At 70.8% G+C, this 17,568-nt stretch carries 15 protein-coding genes and 1 tRNA gene; 12 read left to right on the forward strand and 4 right to left on the reverse strand.

Features of this window, described 5'->3' with window-relative positions:
• Window positions 1-155: 155 nt before the first annotated feature.
• On the reverse strand, window positions 156-1,763 hold the full coding sequence (locus tag OHT01_RS23120; RefSeq protein ID WP_328555033.1) for a potassium/proton antiporter: 1,608 nt from the start codon (window positions 1,761-1,763) through the stop codon (window positions 156-158).
• A 185-nt stretch (window positions 1,764-1,948) separates the two neighbouring features.
• Here OHT01_RS23120 and OHT01_RS23125 point away from each other — a divergent pair, with 185 nt between their 5' ends.
• Entirely contained in the window at window positions 1,949-4,735 is a 2,787-nt protein-coding gene (locus tag OHT01_RS23125) for a penicillin acylase family protein (protein ID WP_328555034.1), read from the forward strand.
• A 149-nt stretch (window positions 4,736-4,884) separates the two neighbouring features.
• On the opposite strand, the gene OHT01_RS23130 is transcribed toward OHT01_RS23125, so the two are convergent.
• Window positions 4,885-5,460 carry a 5-formyltetrahydrofolate cyclo-ligase gene (locus OHT01_RS23130; protein ID WP_443043428.1) on the reverse strand — a complete coding sequence of 192 codons (576 nt, stop codon included), beginning with the start codon at window positions 5,458-5,460 and terminating at the stop codon, window positions 4,885-4,887.
• A gap of 133 nt (window positions 5,461-5,593) precedes the next feature.
• Here OHT01_RS23130 and galU point away from each other — a divergent pair, with 133 nt between their 5' ends.
• From galU to OHT01_RS23165, 7 genes are all read left to right on the forward strand, one after another.
• Window positions 5,594-6,496, forward strand: a complete 903-nt coding sequence (gene galU / locus OHT01_RS23135; RefSeq protein ID WP_328555036.1) for a UTP--glucose-1-phosphate uridylyltransferase GalU — start codon at window positions 5,594-5,596, stop codon at window positions 6,494-6,496.
• Between the two features lie 5 nt (window positions 6,497-6,501).
• Window positions 6,502-7,824, forward strand: coding sequence for a molybdotransferase-like divisome protein Glp (gene glp, locus OHT01_RS23140; protein ID WP_328555037.1), 1,323 nt, complete (start codon window positions 6,502-6,504; stop codon window positions 7,822-7,824).
• Window positions 7,825-7,985: 161 nt separating this feature from the next.
• A complete protein-coding gene (gene moaC / locus OHT01_RS23145) occupies window positions 7,986-8,498 on the forward strand; it encodes a cyclic pyranopterin monophosphate synthase MoaC (RefSeq protein WP_328555038.1) in 513 nt (170 codons plus the stop codon).
• Entirely contained in the window at window positions 8,495-9,034 is a 540-nt protein-coding gene (locus tag OHT01_RS23150; RefSeq protein WP_328555039.1) for a MogA/MoaB family molybdenum cofactor biosynthesis protein, read from the forward strand. Before moaC ends, OHT01_RS23150 begins: the two co-directional genes overlap by 4 nt.
• Before the next feature lie 26 nt (window positions 9,035-9,060).
• Entirely contained in the window at window positions 9,061-9,720 is a 660-nt protein-coding gene (locus OHT01_RS23155) for a GNAT family N-acetyltransferase (RefSeq protein WP_328555040.1), read from the forward strand.
• 172 nt (window positions 9,721-9,892) lie between these two features.
• Entirely contained in the window at window positions 9,893-11,182 is a 1,290-nt protein-coding gene (gene sepX / locus OHT01_RS23160) for a divisome protein SepX/GlpR (RefSeq protein ID WP_328555041.1), read from the forward strand.
• Between the two features lie 109 nt (window positions 11,183-11,291).
• Window positions 11,292-11,365, forward strand: a tRNA-Ala gene (locus tag OHT01_RS23165).
• Between the two features lie 170 nt (window positions 11,366-11,535).
• Here OHT01_RS23165 and OHT01_RS23170 read toward each other — a convergent pair.
• On the reverse strand, window positions 11,536-12,012 hold the full coding sequence (locus OHT01_RS23170; protein ID WP_328555042.1) for a GNAT family N-acetyltransferase: 477 nt from the start codon (window positions 12,010-12,012) through the stop codon (window positions 11,536-11,538).
• 72 nt (window positions 12,013-12,084) lie between these two features.
• On the opposite strand from OHT01_RS23170, the gene OHT01_RS23175 reads away from it, so the two are divergent.
• A complete protein-coding gene (locus OHT01_RS23175) occupies window positions 12,085-12,888 on the forward strand; it encodes an exodeoxyribonuclease III (protein ID WP_328555043.1) in 804 nt (267 codons plus the stop codon).
• Between the two features lie 69 nt (window positions 12,889-12,957).
• Here the strand turns inward: OHT01_RS23175 and OHT01_RS23180 are convergent, their stop codons facing one another.
• Window positions 12,958-13,599 carry a MerR family transcriptional regulator gene (locus tag OHT01_RS23180; protein ID WP_328558226.1) on the reverse strand — a complete coding sequence of 214 codons (642 nt, stop codon included), beginning with the start codon at window positions 13,597-13,599 and terminating at the stop codon, window positions 12,958-12,960.
• Between the two features lie 329 nt (window positions 13,600-13,928).
• On the opposite strand from OHT01_RS23180, the gene OHT01_RS23185 reads away from it, so the two are divergent.
• Genes OHT01_RS23185 through OHT01_RS23195 form a run of 3 tightly spaced genes read left to right on the forward strand, consistent with a single transcriptional unit; the run spans window position 13,929 to window position 17,460 of the window.
• Window positions 13,929-15,479 carry a flavin-containing monooxygenase gene (locus tag OHT01_RS23185; protein WP_328555044.1) on the forward strand — a complete coding sequence of 517 codons (1,551 nt, stop codon included), beginning with the start codon at window positions 13,929-13,931 and terminating at the stop codon, window positions 15,477-15,479.
• Window positions 15,476-16,579: an alpha/beta fold hydrolase gene (locus OHT01_RS23190; protein ID WP_328555045.1), complete on the forward strand. Its 1,104-nt coding sequence runs from the start codon at window positions 15,476-15,478 to the stop codon at window positions 16,577-16,579. The genes OHT01_RS23185 and OHT01_RS23190 overlap by 4 nt, the downstream gene beginning before the upstream one ends.
• On the forward strand, window positions 16,576-17,460 hold the full coding sequence (locus tag OHT01_RS23195) for an SDR family oxidoreductase (RefSeq protein ID WP_328555046.1): 885 nt from the start codon (window positions 16,576-16,578) through the stop codon (window positions 17,458-17,460). The genes OHT01_RS23190 and OHT01_RS23195 overlap by 4 nt, the downstream gene beginning before the upstream one ends.
• The last annotated feature ends 108 nt before the right edge of the window (window positions 17,461-17,568 follow it).

Here is a 17,568-nt window from a genome sequence, read left to right on the forward strand (position 1 = left end):
GCCTTCATCGTACAGGGGGCGATCGTCGCCAGGCCTGTGAAAATGAGCACCACGAAGACGTGCGCCTGTGAATGACTCTCGCTGTCTCAGGGCGCCCGTCCGTGGTGCCGTGAGAACCCCGTTCGGAATCCCGTAAGAGTCCGCCCGGAGTCCCGTCACAAGCCCGTTCGGTGTTTCGTACGGTGTTCCGCTCCGCCGTCGGCGTCGCCGATCCCCAGCCAGTCGGCCAGCTTGCCGCCCTGGCCGACGGAGCGCAGCCGCCGCTCGGTCGCGTCCCGGACCGGGTCGGTGGCGACCACCAGCAGCTCGTCGCCGAGCCGGAGCACCGTCGTGGGATTCGGTACGAAGGACTTCGCGTCGCGGACGACGAGGGTGACCGCCGCGCCCGGGGGCAGCCGCAGCTCGCCCACCTCGACGCCGTGCATACGGGACCCCTTGGGGATCGCGACGGACAGCAGATGGCCGCGCAGCCGCTCCAGGGGCGCCGATTCGATGCCCAGGTCGGCGGCTCCCGGGGACTCCCCGAGGCGGAGCTTGCGGGCCAGCCAGGGCAGCGTCGGGCCCTGGATGAGGGTGTAGACGACGACGAGGACGAAGACGATGTTGAAGATCCGCTCGCTCTCCGCGATGCCGCTCACCATCGGGATCGTCGCCAGGATGATGGGCACGGCGCCGCGCAGCCCCGCCCAGGACAGCAGCGCCTGTTCCTGCCACGGGATGCGGAACGGCAGCAGGCTCGCGACCACGCTCAGCGGCCGGGCCACCATGGTCAGCACCAGGCCTATGACGAGCGCGGGCACGATGTCGTCGCCCATCTCGTGCGGGGTGACCAGCAGGCCGAGCAGCACGAACATGCCGATCTGGGCGATCCAGCCGAGCCCCTCGGCGAAGCCGCGCGTGGCGGGCCAGTGCGGCAGTTTCGCGTTGCCGAGCAGCATGGAGGCGAGGTACACGGCGAGGAATCCGCTGCCGTGGGCGAGCGCGCCGGCGGCGTACGCCGCGACCGCGATGGCCATCACGGCGATGGGGTAGAGACCGGAGGCCGGGAGCGCCACGTGCCGCAGTCCGTACGCCCCGAGCCAGCCGACCGCGAGGCCGACGGCCGCGCCGATGGCCAGTTCCAGCGCTATCTCGCCGAGCAGCGCGTACCAGTGCTCCACGGGTCCCGCGGTGGAGAACGCGACGACGAGGATGACCACCGGGGCGTCGTTGAAGCCCGACTCGGCCTCCAGGATGCCCGTCACGCGCGCGGGGAGGGGGATCTTCCGCAGGACGGAGAAGACCGCCGCGGCGTCCGTCGACGAGACGACCGCCCCGATGATGAGCGCCTGGCGCCACTCCAGGCCGATCAGGTAGTGCGCGGCCGTCGCCGTGACGCCGACGCTGACCGCGACGCCCACCACCGCCAGCGAGGAGGCGGCCGGCAGGGCCGGTCTGATCTCCTTCCACTTCGTGCCGAGACCGCCTTCGGCCAGGATCACGACCAGGGCCGCGTACCCGATGACCTGGGTCAGTTCGGCGTTGCTGAAGTGGACGTCGCCGACTCCGTCCTGGCCGATCGCGACGCCGATCCCCAGGTACACGAGCAGGGTGGGGAGCCCGCTGCGTGAGGAGATCCGGACCGCCGCCACCGCGAAGAGCAGGACGAGCGAGCACACGAGCAGGAGCTGGTTGAGGTGGTGGACAGTCAGGGGCTGTTCCTTTCTCGCCGATCCGGGCCCGCCGCGGGCGGCCTCCGGATCTGAGCACCGGAAGCCGGCCACTTCAGTGCAAGTACTTCGTTACCTTACCTAACTCTTGACGCTTTCTTGACGTTCCCGGAGGCAAGATCGAACAGTCGTGCTTCCCGGTTTCCTACTCCGCGTCAAGGCGCGGTTGGCCCTGCGCCTATGGTTGCCCCAGCACTCCAGGACCGCCTGCCGCTCGCGTTAGGACAGCAAGGACAGCGATGCCCCCCAACACCACCGCCTCTTCCGGCCAACAGCCCGGCAAGTCCGGCAGGAAGAAGGGGCGCAAAGCCCGACTGTTCTTGATTGTCCTGGTTCTCGCCATCATCGGAGGCATCGCCTTCGGCGCGTACTGGAGCATCAGCACTGTGCGTGCCTCCTTCCCGCAGACCTCGGGCTCCATCCGGCTCGACGGCCTGTCGGGGCCGGTGACCGTGCAGCGCGACGGCAACGGGATCCCGCAGATCTACGCCTCGTCCGACGAGGACCTGTTCATGGCCCAGGGCTTCGTCCAGGCGCAGGACCGGTTCTACGAGATGGACGTGCGCCGTCACATGACCTCGGGCCGGCTGTCCGAGATGTTCGGCGAGGGACAGGTCAAGAACGACGAGTTCCTGCGCACTCTCGGCTGGGACCGGGTCGCGAAGAAGGAGTACGACACCAAGCTGTCGGCCTCCACGAAGAAGTACCTCCAGTCGTACGCCAAGGGAGTCAACGCCTATCTCAAGGGCAAGAGCGGCAAGGACATCTCCCTGGAGTACGCGGCTCTCGGCTTCACCAACGACTACGAGCCGACCGCGTGGACCCCGGTCGACTCCGTGGCCTGGCTCAAGGCGATGGCCTGGGACCTGCGCGGCAACATGCAGGAAGAGATCGACCGCTCCCTGATGACGAGCAGGCTCGGCCCGAAGCAGATCGCCGACCTGTACCCGGACTACCCGTACAGCCGGAACAAGCCGATCGTCCGGACGGGCTCGTACGACAGTGTCACCGGGACGTACAGCCCCACCGACACCACCTCGACGACCACGGCGGGCACGGGGCTCACGGGCAACACCGCGGCACCCACCGGGTTCCAGAGCCAGCTCTCGGGGCTCTACAAGGTCCTCGACGGCCTGCCCACCGCCGTCGGCGTGAACGGCAACGGCATCGGCTCCAACTCCTGGGTCGTCGCGGGCAGCCACACCATCACCGGCAAGCCGCTGCTGGCCAACGACCCGCACCTGTCGGCGTCGCTGCCCTCCGTCTGGTACCAGATGGGCCTGCACTGCACCGCGGTCTCCGCCAAGTGCCAGTACGACGTCTCCGGCTACACCTTCGCGGGCATGCCCGGCGTGGTCATCGGCCACAACGCGGACATGGCCTGGGGCATGACCAACTCCGGGGTCGACGTCACCGACCTCTACCTGGAGAAGATCACCGGCGAGGGCTACGTGTACGACGGCAAGGTGCTGCCGTTCACCACCCGCAAGGAGACGATCAAGGTCGCCGGCGGTGCCGCCAAGACGATCGTGGTCCGGCAGACCGACGACGGAATGCCGCTCCTGTCCGACCGTGACGACGAACTGGTCCAGGTCGGCAAGAAGGCCACCGTCGACGCCGGGGCCCCCGACCGCGGCGACGGCTACGCGATAGCGCTGCGCTGGACCGCGCTGGACCCGGGCAACACCATGGACGCCGTCTTCGCGATGGACAAGGCGTCGAACTGGAACGAGTTCCGCAAGGCGGCCGCGTCCTTCGAGGTGCCGTCCCAGAACCTGGTCTACGCGGACGGCGCGGGCGCCGACGGCAACATCGGGTACCAGCTCCCCGGCAAGATCCCCACGCGCGCCAAGGGCGACGACGGCTCGCTGCCCTCGCCCGGCTGGGACTCCAAGTACCGCTGGACCGGGTACATCAAGCAGTCCGCCCTGCCCTACGAGTACAACCCCAAGCGCGGTTACATCGTGACCGCCAACCAGGCGGTCGTCGACCCGGCCAAGTACCCCTACACGCTCACCACGGACTGGGGCTACGGCACCCGCAGCCAGCGGATCACCGACCTGATCGAGTCGAAGACCAGGGGCGGCGCCAAGATCTCGACCGATGACATGCGCCAGATGCAGCTCGACAACAGCAGCGAGATCGCCAAGCTGATCGTGCCCAAGCTGCTCAAGATCGACGTGCCCGACAAGGACGTCCGCGACGCGCAGAAGCTCCTGGAGGGCTGGGACTACACCCAGGACTCCGACTCCGCCGCGGCCGCGTACTTCAACGCCACCTGGCGCAACATCCTCAAACTCGCCTTCGGCAACAAGCTGCCCAAGGAACTGCGGGTCAAGGGCCAGTGCCTGTGGGTCGACCGGGTCGACAGCACCGGTCCCGCGGACGAGGACCAGAAGGTGCGCGAGTGCGGCGAGCGTGACGCCGACCAGGCGCAGCCGGACGGCGGCGACCGCTGGTTCGAGGTCGTCCGCAAGATCATCGACGACGAGCACAACGACTGGTGGAAGGCGCCCACCACGCGCAAGACGACCAAGATGAGCACGGCGAGCAAGAACGATCCGATCGACACCCGGGACGAGCTGTTCCTCCAGGCCATGACGGACGCCCGCTGGGAGCTGACCGCCAAGCTCGGCAAGGACATCGACACCTGGAACTGGGGCCGGCTGCACCGCCTGTTCCTGAAGAACCAGACCCTCGGTACCGAAGGCCCCGGCTTCCTGCAGTACATGCTCAACCGCGGCCCCTGGAAGCTCAGCGGCGGCGAGGCGACGGTCAACGCGACCGGCTGGAACGCGGCGGGCGGCTACGGAGTGGTCTGGGTCCCGTCCATGCGGATGGTCGTCAACCTCCAGGACCTCGACAAGTCCAAGTGGATCAACCTCTCGGGCGCCTCGGGGCACGCCTACAGCGCGCACTACACCGACCAGACGGAGAAGTGGGCCAAGGGTGAGCTCCTGCCGTGGGCCTTCACCAAGAAGGCCGTCGACAAGAAGACCACCGACACCCTGGTCCTGAAACCGTGACACTCCGACGGGCGTCGAGATCCTGACGGCCTGAAGCCGGTTGCCTGACGAAAGTGGCCCTCCACGCGTGCGTGGAGGGCCACTTCGCGTCCGCCGTCCGCCGTTCCCCGACCCGTGCCGGTCGTCCGCCGTCCCGTGTCCGTCGTCCGTCAGCGGAAGCGGCGGACGCCGGAGGGGGTCACCACCGCGTGGACGGGCCGGTCGTGCGCCTCCTCCGGGACCCGGTCGACGACCTCGGTGTCGTACAGGAGCACCACCAGCGCGGGATCGGCGCCCGAGCGCTCCAGGCGGGCCAGTACGCGGTCGTACGAGCCTCCGCCGCGCCCCAGCCGCATCCCGCGCGCGTCGACCGCCAGACCGGGCAGCAGAACGGCGTCCGCGTCCAGGACGGCCGCCGGGCCGAGCCGCTCGCCCGCGGGCTCCAAGAGGGCCATTTTCCCGCCGTGTTGGACCCGCGCGAGCGAGCCGGCTCCCGTGTACGCCCCCCAGTCCAGATCGTTGTCCGCCAGCAGGACCGGCAGGAGGACGCGCGCCCCCCGCGCGCGAAGCGCGTCCAGCAGCGCGAGGGTGCCCGGTTCACTCCCCACGGAGACATAGGCCGCCACCGTGCGGGCCCGCGCCAGTTCGGGCAGCTCCAGAGCGCGGGCGGCCAGGGTGGCGGCGGTCTTCCGCACGTCATCGGCCGTCAACCCGGTCCTCACCGCCAGGAATCCTCGTCGCAACATTCGCTTGTCAGGCTCGGGTTCGTGTCCGACGTGACTCACAGCCGACTCCTGTAGTTCTCTTAATCCACTCATATACCAGTGAATTAACCGGAGCCACAGATTCTGCACATAGCCACCGGTTATGGTTGCGGACATGACTGAGTCACACCCCAGGATCAGTAAGGCTGTCATTCCGGCGGCAGGCCTCGGAACCCGGTTCCTGCCGGCCACCAAAGCCACTCCCAAGGAGATGCTGCCGGTCGTCGACAAGCCGGCGATCCAGTACGTGGTCGAAGAGGCCGTGTCCGCGGGTCTTGACGACGTCCTGATGATCACGGGTCGCAACAAGCGACCGCTGGAAGACCACTTCGACCGCAACTACGAGCTGGAATCGGCCCTTCAGAAGAAGGGCGACGCCAACCGGCTCGCCAAGGTCCAGGAGTCCAGCGACCTCGCGACCATGCACTACGTGCGCCAGGGGGACCCCAGGGGTCTCGGTCACGCCGTCCTGTGCGCGGCCCCGCACGTCGGCCGCGAGCCCTTCGCCGTCCTCCTCGGCGACGACCTGATCGACCCCCGCGACCCCCTGCTGGCCCGCATGGTCGAGGTCCAGGAGCGGCACGGCGGCAGCGTCATCGCGCTCATGGAGGTCGCGCCCGAGCAGATCCACCTCTACGGATGCGCCGCCGTCGAGGCCACCGTCGAGGGCGACCTGGTCAAGGTGACCGGTCTGGTCGAGAAGCCGGACGCGGCGGACGCGCCCAGCAACTACGCCGTCATCGGCCGCTACGTCCTCGACCCGCACATCTTCGACATACTGCGCAAGACCGAGCCGGGCCGCGGCGGCGAGATCCAGCTCACCGACGCCCTCCAGCAGCTCGCCGCGGACGAGAAGGTCGGCGGCCCCGTGCACGGAGTCGTCTTCAAGGGCCGGCGCTATGACACCGGGGACCGAGGCGACTACCTGCGTGCCATTGTCAGACTCGCATGCGAACGTGAAGACCTGGGCCCGGACTTCCGGGCCTGGCTTCGCCGTTACGTAGCCGAGGAGATGTAGGGACTTTGAGCAGCGCCGCGACCCGCACCACCGGCCAGGACCAACTCTGGACGGTGGACGACCACCTGGAGGACATCCTCACGACCGTCCGCCCCCTCGAACCCATCGAGCTGCAACTCCTCGACGCCCAGGGCTGCGTCCTGGTCGAGGACGTCACGGTGCCGGTCTCCCTGCCGCCGTTCGACAACAGCTCCATGGACGGGTACGCGGTCCGGGTCGCGGATGTCGCGGGCGCGAGCGAGGAATACCCGGCGGTCCTGACTGTCGTCGGCGATGTCGCGGCCGGCCAGGCCGAGCAGCCCTACGTGGGCCCCGGCCAGGCCGCCCGCATCATGACCGGCGCCCCGCTGCCGCCCGGCGCCGAAGCCGTCGTCCCCGTCGAGTGGACCGACGGAGGCCTCGGCGAGGGACCGGTCTCCGGGATGCGCGCGCACAGCACGTCCCCCGAGGGCTCCTTCGGACAGGTCCACGTCCACCGCCAGGCCGAGGCCCGCGCGCACGTCCGCGCGAAGGGCAGCGACGTGAAGGCGGGCGACCGCGCCCTCGAAGCGGGCACAGTCCTCGGCCCGCCGCAGATCGGCCTGCTCGCCGCGATCGGCCGCGGCACCGTGCGGGTGCACCCCCGCCCGCGGGTGGTCGTCCTGTCCACCGGCAGCGAACTCGTCCAGCCCGACGAGGAGTTGGGCGCCGGCCAGATCTACGACTCCAACAGCTTCGCCCTGTGCGCGGCCGCCCGCGACGCGGGAGCCATCGCGTACCGGGTCGGCGCGGTCGCGGACGACGCCGAGACACTGCGCTCGACCATCGAGGACCAGCTCGTCCGCGCCGACCTGCTGGTCACGACCGGCGGGGTGAGCGTCGGCGCCTACGACGTCGTCAAGGAAGCGCTGACCTCGGTCGGCGACGAGGACGAGGCGGGCGGCGGAATCGACTTCCGCAGACTCGCCATGCAGCCCGGCAAGCCCCAGGGCTTCGGCTCCATCGGCCCCGACCACACACCGCTGCTCGCGCTCCCGGGCAACCCCGTGTCCTCGTACGTCTCCTTCGAACTCTTCGTGCGGCCCGCGATCCGCACACTGATGGGTCTGCAGGACGTCCACCGGCCCACGACCAGGGCGACCCTCTCCACCGAGAAGGCGCTGACCTCTCCGAAGGGCCGTCGGCAGTTCCTGCGCGGGACGTACGCGGACGGCACCGTGACGCCCGTCGGAGGTGCCGGATCCCACCTGGTCGCGGCCCTGGCGCACGCCGACGCGCTGATCGTCGTCCCCGAGGACGACACCTCGGTCGAGCCCGGAGCCGAGGTCGAGGTGGTGCTGCTCGGCTGAGCGGCCGGGTGCGGGGGCGCCCAGTGCTGGGCGCCCGGGTCGCGCAAGGGCGCCCAGCTCCTCGCGGAGGCGTGGCGGTGGACGGACGGGCGGTAACGTGTCGCGCACACCAGGCCCACGCGCCGCACCGCGACGGGCCCTGACCGGGAGCGCCCACGCACATGACTGTTCCGTCCCGGGGGGAGACCTCCGGACCCCCTGTGCAGGACCGACTGACGCACATCGACGAGGTCGGGGCCGCCCGCATGGTCGACGTGTCCGGGAAGGACGTGACCGCCCGCACCGCGCGCGCGAGCGGCCGGGTCCTGGTCTCGCCCCGTGTCGTGGAGCTGCTGCGCGGTGAGGGGGTACCCAAGGGCGACGCCCTGGCCACCGCGCGCATCGCCGGGATCATGGGAGCCAAGCGCACGCCGGACCTGATCCCGCTGTGCCACCCGTTGTCGGTGTCGGGTGTCAAGATTGATCTGTCGGTCGCGGACGACGCCGTCGAGATCCTCGCCACCGTGAGAACGACCGACCGCACGGGAGTCGAGATGGAAGCCCTCACAGCGGTCAGCGTGGCGGCCCTCACCGTGATCGACATGGTCAAGGCTGTCGACAAGGGGGCGGTCATCACGGACGTACGAGTGGAAGAGAAGACGGGCGGCAAGTCGGGCGACTGGAGCCGGACATGAGCGTCGACACCGTCATCGGCGGAACCCTCCCGGCACCGTACAGCGCCCTGGTGATCACGGCCTCCAACCGTGCCGCCGCCGGCGTCTACGAGGACAAGGGCGGTCCCCTGATCGCCGGGAGCCTCGCGGAATTCGGCTTCGCCGTCGACGGGCCGCAGGTCGTTCCCGACGGTGACCCCGTGGAGGCGGCGCTGCGCACCGGAGTCGAGGCGGGCTACGACGTCATCGTGACCACCGGCGGCACGGGGATCTCGCCCACCGACCGGACCCCCGAGGCGACCCTGCGGGTCCTCGACCACGAGGTCCCGGGCATTCCGGAGGCCATCAGGGCGTTCGGAAGGGACAAGGTGCCGACGGCGGCCCTCTCGCGCGGGCTCGCCGGAGTCGCCGGAGGGACCCTGATCGTCAACCTTCCGGGCTCCACCGGCGGGGTGAAGGACGGACTGGCCGTTCTTGAACCCCTCCTGATCCACGCCGTCGACCAGATCCGCGGCGGCGACCACCTCAGACCCGTCGGCAGTGGGGGTGCGAGCTGAACAGCCCATCCTGGCCGGTCGAGCTGGTGGACGGCGATGTCGTCCTCCGGCCGATAAGGCTGCGCGACCAGCGGGCCTGGCGCGAGGTGAACCGGCGCAACCGGGACTGGCTGCGCCCCTGGGAGGCGACCATCCCGCCCCCCACGCCGAGCGGCCCCATCGCGCACCGGCCGACGTACCGGCAGATGGTCCGGCACCTGCGCGCCGAGGCCAACGCGGGCCGGATGCTGCCCTTCGTGATCGAGTACCAGGGGCGGCTGGTCGGTCAGCTCACCGTGGCCGGGATCACCTGGGGGTCGATGTGCTCCGGGCACGTCGGCTACTGGGTGGACCAGTCGGTGGCGGGTCGCGGAGTGATGCCCACCGCCGTGGCGCTGGTGAGCGACCACTGCTTCCGTACCGTCGGACTGCACCGCATCGAAGTCTGTATTCGCCCCGAGAACGGGCCCAGCCGCAGGGTCGTGGAAAAGCTCGGATTCCGCGAGGAAGGGCTTCGGCCGCGCTATCTCCACATCGACGGCGCCTGGCGGGACCATCTCGTCTTCGCGCTCACGGCGGAGGAAGTGCCCGAAGGGCTGCTCGCGCGCTGGCGCCGGACGCGTTCGGCACCGCCCCGTTCGGAGCAGGTGGGATCGGAGCAGTCCGGCTCGCAGAACCCGAGCAAGCCGGGCAACACCGGGAAATGAAATAGGTGTTCGAAATGATCGGTGGGCGATCGCCTCAGGGCATTAAATTCGCGCTCGCGGTGGCCTGCTGATCGCATCGGTCACAAAAAAAGCTCGAAATATCAGCCGGATCGTGCGACACACCGGCCCAATTGGCAGATGGCCTCACACAAACCCCTCTACCGTGTGAGGCGTGAGCAGCAGCGGCCTCATCTACGCAGTCATCGTCGGGGCCTGGGCCGCCTACTTGGTGCCGATGTGGCTCCGTAGGCAGGACGAGCTGAACGAAGCCCGTCCGACGGAACGCTTCAGCACCGCCATCCGGCTGCTGTCCGGACGGGCGGGTATGGAGCGCCGATACGCCAAGGACCTGCGCGCACGCTCCGCCGAGGAGGAGGAGCCCAGCGCCGACCCGGACGACGTCACCGATTCGGTGGACGTCCGGGCCTTCGCCGTGCCCCCGGCCCGGCCCCAGGCGGCGGCCCAGCACCGTCCGCACGTACAGGAACGGGTTCAGGTGCCGGATCCGGTCCAGGCGGAGCAGAAGCCGGGCGCCCGCGCGGCCGGCAGGGAGAGCGGCACGTACGAGACCTCGGGCACCGCCCGGTCCGTACCGCATCAGTCGGGCCCGCCCGCGTCCACGCCCCGACCCTCCGTCAAGTCCGCGTCCCAGCAGGCCACTCCGTCCGCGGCGGGGCGCACGCCGGGCGCACGCCGGGCACCTTCGGCCGAGGCTGCAGCGCGTGCCCGGCGCACCAAGGTCCTCGCGCGCCGTCGGCGTACGACGGTCCTGCTCTTCCTCGCCTTCACCTTCGGCGCGGTCGTGGCGGCCGTGGGCGGGCTCGCGTTCCTGTGGGCGCCCGGCGCGCCGGCCGTGATGCTGAGTTCGTACATCCTGCACCTGCGTGCCCAGGAGCGGCGACGCTTCACGTACACCATGGACCGGCGCAGGGCCGAAGCCGCGGCGCAGCGGCTCCGGGAGCGGCAGCCCCGTCGGCGGGCGGCCGTCGACCCCGCGGCGGACGAATCGGAAGACGGCCTCGGGTCCGACACCGACCCCGGTTTCTCGGCGCTCGCCGCGGACCGCCGCGCCCTCGTCGAGCAGACCGACCACGCCGAGTGGGTCGACCAGCAGCGCGAGCGACAGTGCGGTCCCGCCCAGGGCGACAGCTGGGATCCGGTGCCGGTTCCCCTGCCGACCTATGTGACCGCGCCGGTCGCGCCCCGGGCGACGTCCAGCGTCGACCTGGGGGCGCCGGACGCGTGGAGCTCCGCGCGGTCCAGCGCGGCCGAACCGAGCGCGCCCGAGGCCGAGCCGGCCGACGAGGGCCTCCCGGAGGGTTCCGACGACGCCGACGCGGGGGACGACAGCCGCAGTGACGCGCGCCGCGCGGCATCCGCGCGGCGCGCCCGCGAGCGGGGCCGTACGCCGTTGTTCGACCAGTACGAGGACGGGGAACGGCCGCGCGCGGCCAACGAGTGACGGGTGTGCCGCCCGGCGCTCACGGGGGTCTCCCCGACGGCCTCCCTGACCAGCCCGGAACGGATTTCCAAGCACCTCGATCGGGATGCTAGAGTTTCACTCGTTGCAAGGGCCTGTGGCGCAGTCTGGTAGCGCACCTCGTTCGCATCGAGGGGGTCTGGGGTTCAAATCCCCACAGGTCCACCGCAGCCAAGAGGCCCGTTCCCACCCGTGGGAGCGGGCCTCTTGCCATGCCCTGGAGCCGACGGCGGCACCTCGCGTCGGCGGCCTCGGTGCCGGGGGTGCCGGGGGTGCCGGGGCGGCCGGGCGGCCCCGGCCGGCCGTGCGGCCGGCCAGGGTCAGTGCCCTGCGCGCTAGAGGGCCTTGGCGAAGCAGAGGCTCAGTTCGTGGAAGCGGTAGTAGCCGAACTTGGCGCACGGCTCGTAGCCGCTCGACGCGTAGAGGGCGACCGCCTCGGGCTGCTTGGTGCCGGTCTCCAGGACCATGCGGACGCGGCCGGCCACGCGGGCGTCGTCCTCCAGGGCGGCCAGGATGCGCCGGGCGAGACCGAGACCGCGGGCCTCCGGGACCACGAACATCCGCTTGAGCTCGGCGTCACCGTCCGAGTAGCCCTCGTCGTTCTCGTCCTGGGCGCGCCAGCCGCCCGTGGCCACCGGGCGGTCCCGCTCGTCGTACGCGATCAGGTAGAGGCCGACGGGCGGGGCGAACATCCGCGGGTCCAGATGTGTGGCGTCGCCGTCGTCGCCGTAGCGCTCGGCGTATTCGGCCTGAACCTGGTCGTTGAGCTTGATGGCATCGGGATGGTCGAAAGTGACCGGGCGGAAATGCATGCGAATTACCGTACATCTATGCGGTGAATGATCGAGTTCGGGTCGGTGCGACCGATTAAGTATCGTGCCTGCGTGCTGACACTGACCTCTGTGAATGTGAACGGGCTCCGGGCCGCTGCGAAGAAGGGTTTCGTGGAGTGGCTCGCGGAGACCTCCGCCGATGTGCTGTGCCTTCAGGAGGTGCGGGCGGAGCCGGACCAGCTCTCCGCGGAGGTGCGCGCGCCGGAGGGCTGGCATGTCGTGCACGCCCCCGCCGCCGCCAAGGGCCGCGCGGGTGTGTCCCTTTACACACGCCGCGAGCCCGACCGTGTCCGGATCGGCTTCGGGTCCGAGGAGTTCGACTCCTCCGGGCGGTACGTCGAGGCGGACCTGCCCGGTGTCACCGTCGCGAGTCTCTACCTCCCCTCGGGCGAGGTCGGGACCGAGCGGCAGGACGAGAAGGTCCGGTTCATGGAGGAGTTCCTCGCCTACCTGAAGGAGCTCAGGGTGCGGGCCGCCGCCGACGGACGCGAGGTCGTCGTCTGCGGCGACTGGAACATCGCCCACCAGGAGGCCGACCTCAAGAACTGGCGCGCCAACCGGAAGAACTCCGGCTTCCTGCCCGAGGAGCGGGAGTGGCTGGGGCGGGTCCTCGACGCGGGCGACGGCGGGTACGTCGACGTCGTCCGCGCCCTGCACCCGGACGCCGAGGGGCCGTACTCGTGGTGGTCGTACCGGGGGCGGGCCTTCGACAACGATTCAGGTTGGAGGATCGACCTTCAGATCACCACCCCGGGGCTCGCGGGCAAGGCGGTCAAGGGATTCGTGGAGCGCGCGGCGACGCACGACGAGCGCTGGTCCGACCACGCGCCGGTCACGGTGGTCTACGACCTCTGAGCCGCCCGTCGTCCGCGAGCCGTCGGCCACGTCCTCCGGGCGGGGCCCCGTCGCGGTGAGCGCCGTCTCCTACGTCCGGGGGTCCTGGTGATCGCCGGATCGGAGCCGCCGGTCCAGCGCCATCGACAGTTCCGCCTCCACCACGCTCTTCGCCAGGGGGCGCAGGCGTTGGAGGTCGTCCGGGGTGCGGTCCTCGGTGAGGACGAGGGTGGTGAAGAGCTCGGCGAGTGCCTCGGTGTGGTCGCGGACGCGCCGGGCCGCCGTCAGGACGTCCGCGAGCGGTATGCCCTCGCGGACCAGGGCGGCCGAGACGTCGAGGAGCCGGCGGCTTATGTGGACGATCTCGCCGCCGTCGGTGCCGAGATAGCCGAGGTCGAGTGCCGCGGCGAGGTTCTCCGGGGTCGCCTGTCCGGCGAAGACGTCGGCCAGCTCCTCGGGGGACAGCCGGACCGGGGTCTCCTCGGAGGGCTCGCCCAGCCCGAGCAACTCGCCCACGTCACGGCCGTGGTCGAAGGCCTCGGCGAGTTCCGCGATGCCGTTGAGGGTGTGGCCGCGTTCCAGCAGCGCCGAGATCGTGCGCAGACGCGCCAGGTGGGTGTCGTCGTACCAGGCGATACGGCCCTCGCGCCGGGGCGGCGGTATGAGCTTGCGCTCCCGGTAGAAGCGCAGGGTGCGCACGGTGATGCCGGCCTCCTCGGCCAGCTCCTCCATGCGGTACTCGCGTCTGCCGGGCTCCGGCGGGGACCGGTCGGCGCCCGCGGACGGGCCGGAGCCGGGCTCCGCGGCCTCGCGCGGGCGGGCGTCGCGTGGTCGCGTGCCGGACGCGTCCGGTGGTCGCGTGCCGGTCGTCCGCGTCCCGGCGCCCTGTGCTCGCGCCCCCGCGCCTCGCTTTCCTGATCCCTCGGCCACGTCCGCACCCTACGTCGTACCCCCGGTAACTTTCCCGGTCGCGACCCCTACCCATGAGTACGAAGCTGCTCTACTCTCCCGATTGTGCCAGTGTTCACTGGCAGGGTCGTGCGGGCTAGGGAGGCGTCGGGATGACCGAGCACGAGCATGTACGGGTGGCGGTGATCGGGTCCGGGTTCGGCGGGCTGGGGGCCGCTGTGCGGCTGCGCCGCGAGGGGATCACCGACTTCGTCGTCCTGGAGCGGGCCGGCGCGGTGGGCGGCACCTGGCGCGACAACAGCTATCCCGGGTGCGCCTGCGACGTCCCGTCGCACCTCTACTCGTTCTCGTTCGCGCCCAACCCCGAATGGCCGCGCACCTTCTCCGGACAGGAGCACATCCGCGCGTATCTGGAGCATGTCGCGGACGTCTTCCGGCTGCGCCCGCATCTGCGGTTCGACTCCGAGGTCAAGATGATGACCTGGGACGCGCAGAAGCTGCGCTGGGGGATCGAGACCAGCAGCGGGTACCTGACGGCGGACGTCGTGGTCTCCGCGACCGGACCGCTGTCCGACCCCAAGATCCCGCACATCCCCGGGATCGACACGTTCACCGGCAAGGTGTTCCACTCGGCCCGCTGGGACCACGACTACGACCTGCGCGGCAAGCGGGTCGCCATGATCGGCACCGGCGCCTCGGCCATCCAGATCGTGCCGGCGATCCAGCCGGACGTCGCCCGGCTGACCCTGTTCCAGCGCACGCCGCCGTGGGTGATGCCGCGGGTCGACCGGGCCATCAGCGGCGCCGAGCGGTGGCTGCACCGCAAGCTGCCGTTCACGACACAGGCCAGGCGCGGGCTCCTGTGGGGCATCCGGGAACTCCAGGTGCAGGCGTTCACCAAGCGGCCGAACGAACTCGGCATGGTCGAGCGGCTGGCCAAGCGGAACATCGCGCGCGCCGTCAAGGACCCGGCGCTGCGGGAGAAGCTGACGCCCGACTACCGGATCGGCTGCAAGCGGATCCTGCTGTCGAACGCCTACTACCCGGCGCTCACCCGGCCGAACGTGGACGTGGTGGCCTCCGGACTCGCCGAGATCGACGGCTCCGCGCTCGTCGCCGCCGACGGCACCAGGGCCGAGGCCGACGCGATCGTGTTCGGGACCGGGTTCCACGTCACCGACATGCCGATCGCCGAGTGCGTCGTCGGGGCGGACGGCAGGACGCTCGCGCAGGCGTGGGAGTCGGGCATGAAGTCGCTGCGCGGCGCCACCGCCGCCGGCTTCCCCAACTGGATGACGATCATCGGACCGAACACCGGGCTCGGGAACTCCTCGATGATCCTGATGATCGAGTCCCAGCTGAACTACATGGCCGACTTCGTACGGCAGTTGGACGTGCTCGGCGGGCGTGCGGCGCTCGACGCGCGCCCCGCCGCCGTCGACGCCTGGAACGACCGCGTGCAGGAGCGGATGAAGCGCACGGTGTGGAACACCGGCGGCTGCACGAGCTGGTACCTGGACGCCAACGGCGTCAACACGACCGTATGGCCCGGTACGACGGCCGAGTTCCGGAGCGCCACGCGCCGGGTCGACCTGGCCGAGTACGAGGTGCTGCGCGCCCCGGAACCCGCGGCCGGGCCCGGGGCCGCGCCCGAGCCGCGTACGAGGAGCACCCGCGAGAAGAAGGTGGAGGCGGACGCGTGAGCCGACCGACGTATGAGACGCACGGCGCGTACACGCCTCCCGTGCCGGTCCGGGAACTGATCGCGCACTCCGCGGACGGGGCGCGCCTGCACGTCGAGGTGCACGGACCCGAGGACGCGCCCGCCGTCGTCCTCGCGCACGGCTGGACCTGCTCGACCGCCTTCTGGGCGGCCCAGATCCGCGACCTCGCCGCCGACCACCGCGTCATCGCGTACGACCAGCGCGGGCACGGGCGCAGTCCCGCGAGCGACACGTGCAGCACCGAGGCGCTCGCCGACGACCTGGAGGCGGTGCTCGCGGCCACCCTCGCGCCGGGCGAGAAGGCCGTCCTCGCGGGGCACTCGATGGGCGGTATGACGTTGATGGCCGCCTCGGCGCGGCCGCGGTTCAGGGAGCACGCGGCGGCGGCCCTGCTGTGCAGTACGGGAAGCACGCGGCTGGTCGAGGAGTCGCGCGTGCTGCCGATGCGCGCCGGGCGGCTCCGGACCCGGGTCACCGGGGCGGTGCTCGGCTCCCGGGCGCCCCTCGGGCCCGTCACACCGCTCGCCAGGCGGATCCTCAAGTACGCGACCATGGGCCCCGGTTCGTCCCCGGCCATGGTGGACGCGTGCGCCCGGATCGTGCACGCCTGTCCGCGCACCGTGCGCCACGCCTGGTCCGCCGTGCTCGCCACGCTCGATCTCGACCGGGGCGTGCGGGAGTTGAGGGTGCCGACGGCGGTGATCGCGGGCACGGTCGACCGGTTGACGCCGGTCGTGCACGCGCGTTCCCTGGTGGCGGCGCTGCCGAACTGCGTCGGCAGCACCGAGCTGCCGGGGCTCGGGCACATGACTCCGGTGGAGGCGCCCGACCTGGTGACCGCCCGGATACGGGAACTCGTCACCACCTACGCGCGGCCCGCCGAGCCGCCGAAGGCGGCAGCGGGCGCGGAGAACACACGGACCGCCGTCGAGGGCGCGGAGAACACACGGACCGCCGTCGAGGGCGCGGAGAACACACGGACCGCCGTCGAGGGCGCGGAGAACACACGGACCGCCGTCGAGGGCGCGGAGAACACACGGACCGCCGTCGAGGGCGCAGAGATCAAGGAGGGCGCATGAGCAGGGTGGGTCTGGATGGACAGGTGGCCGTCGTCACGGGGGCCGCGCGCGGTGTCGGTGAACTCCTCGCGCGCAAGCTCTCCGCGCGCGGGGCGAAGGTCGCGCTGGTCGGGCTGGAGGCGGACGCGCTGAAGCGGGTCTCGGAACGGCTGCCCGGCGAGAGCGACCACTGGTACGCCGATGTCACCGACCACGAGGCCATGGCGCGGGTCGCCCAGGAGGTCGGGCAGCGGTTCGGCAAGGTGGACATCGTCGTCGCCAACGCCGGTGTCGCGAGCGGCGGGCCCTTCGTGGACTCCGACCCCGTCGCCTGGCGGCGGGTGATCGAGGTGAACCTGATCGGATCCGCGGTGACCGCGCGGGCGTTCCTGCCGGCGCTGATGGAGAGCCGGGGGTATCTGCTGCAGATCGCGTCGCTGGCCGCGATCACTCCCGCTCCCATGATGTCGGCCTACTGCGCGTCCAAGTCCGGTGTGGAGGCGTTCGCGCACAGTCTGCGCGGCGAGGTCGGGCACAAGGGCGTGCGCGTCGGCGTCGGGTATCTGTCGTGGACCGACACCGACATGGTGCGGGGTGCCGACCAGGACGAGGTGATGCGGGAGCTGCGGCAGCGGCTGCCGTGGCCCTCCAACAAGACGTATCCGCTGGGGCCGGCCGTCGACCGGATCGTGGCCGGGATCGAGCGCCGCTCCAGCAGTGTGTACGCGCAGTGGTGGCTGCGCGGGATGCAGGGCATCCGCGGCTATCTGCCCGCGGTCATCGGGGCGGTCGGGCAACGTGAGATGCGGCGGTTCGAACCGCGCCTCGGACAGGTTCCGAGGGGGCTGGTCGGGGCCGGCGGGGCGGCCGACGAACAGGAACGGAAATCGACGGCTCCGTGAGGCGGACAGGGCGTCCCACCGGCGCGTCTCACGGTGAGTGACTGATCGAAATGCGTGCTCTGTCCGTGCGTGCAACTCTGGTCGAGGCCCGAACCCCCTGATCGCACA

The sequence above is a fragment of the Streptomyces sp. NBC_00358 genome (assembly GCF_036099295.1).
In the GTDB taxonomy this organism is placed as follows: domain Bacteria; phylum Actinomycetota; class Actinomycetes; order Streptomycetales; family Streptomycetaceae; genus Streptomyces.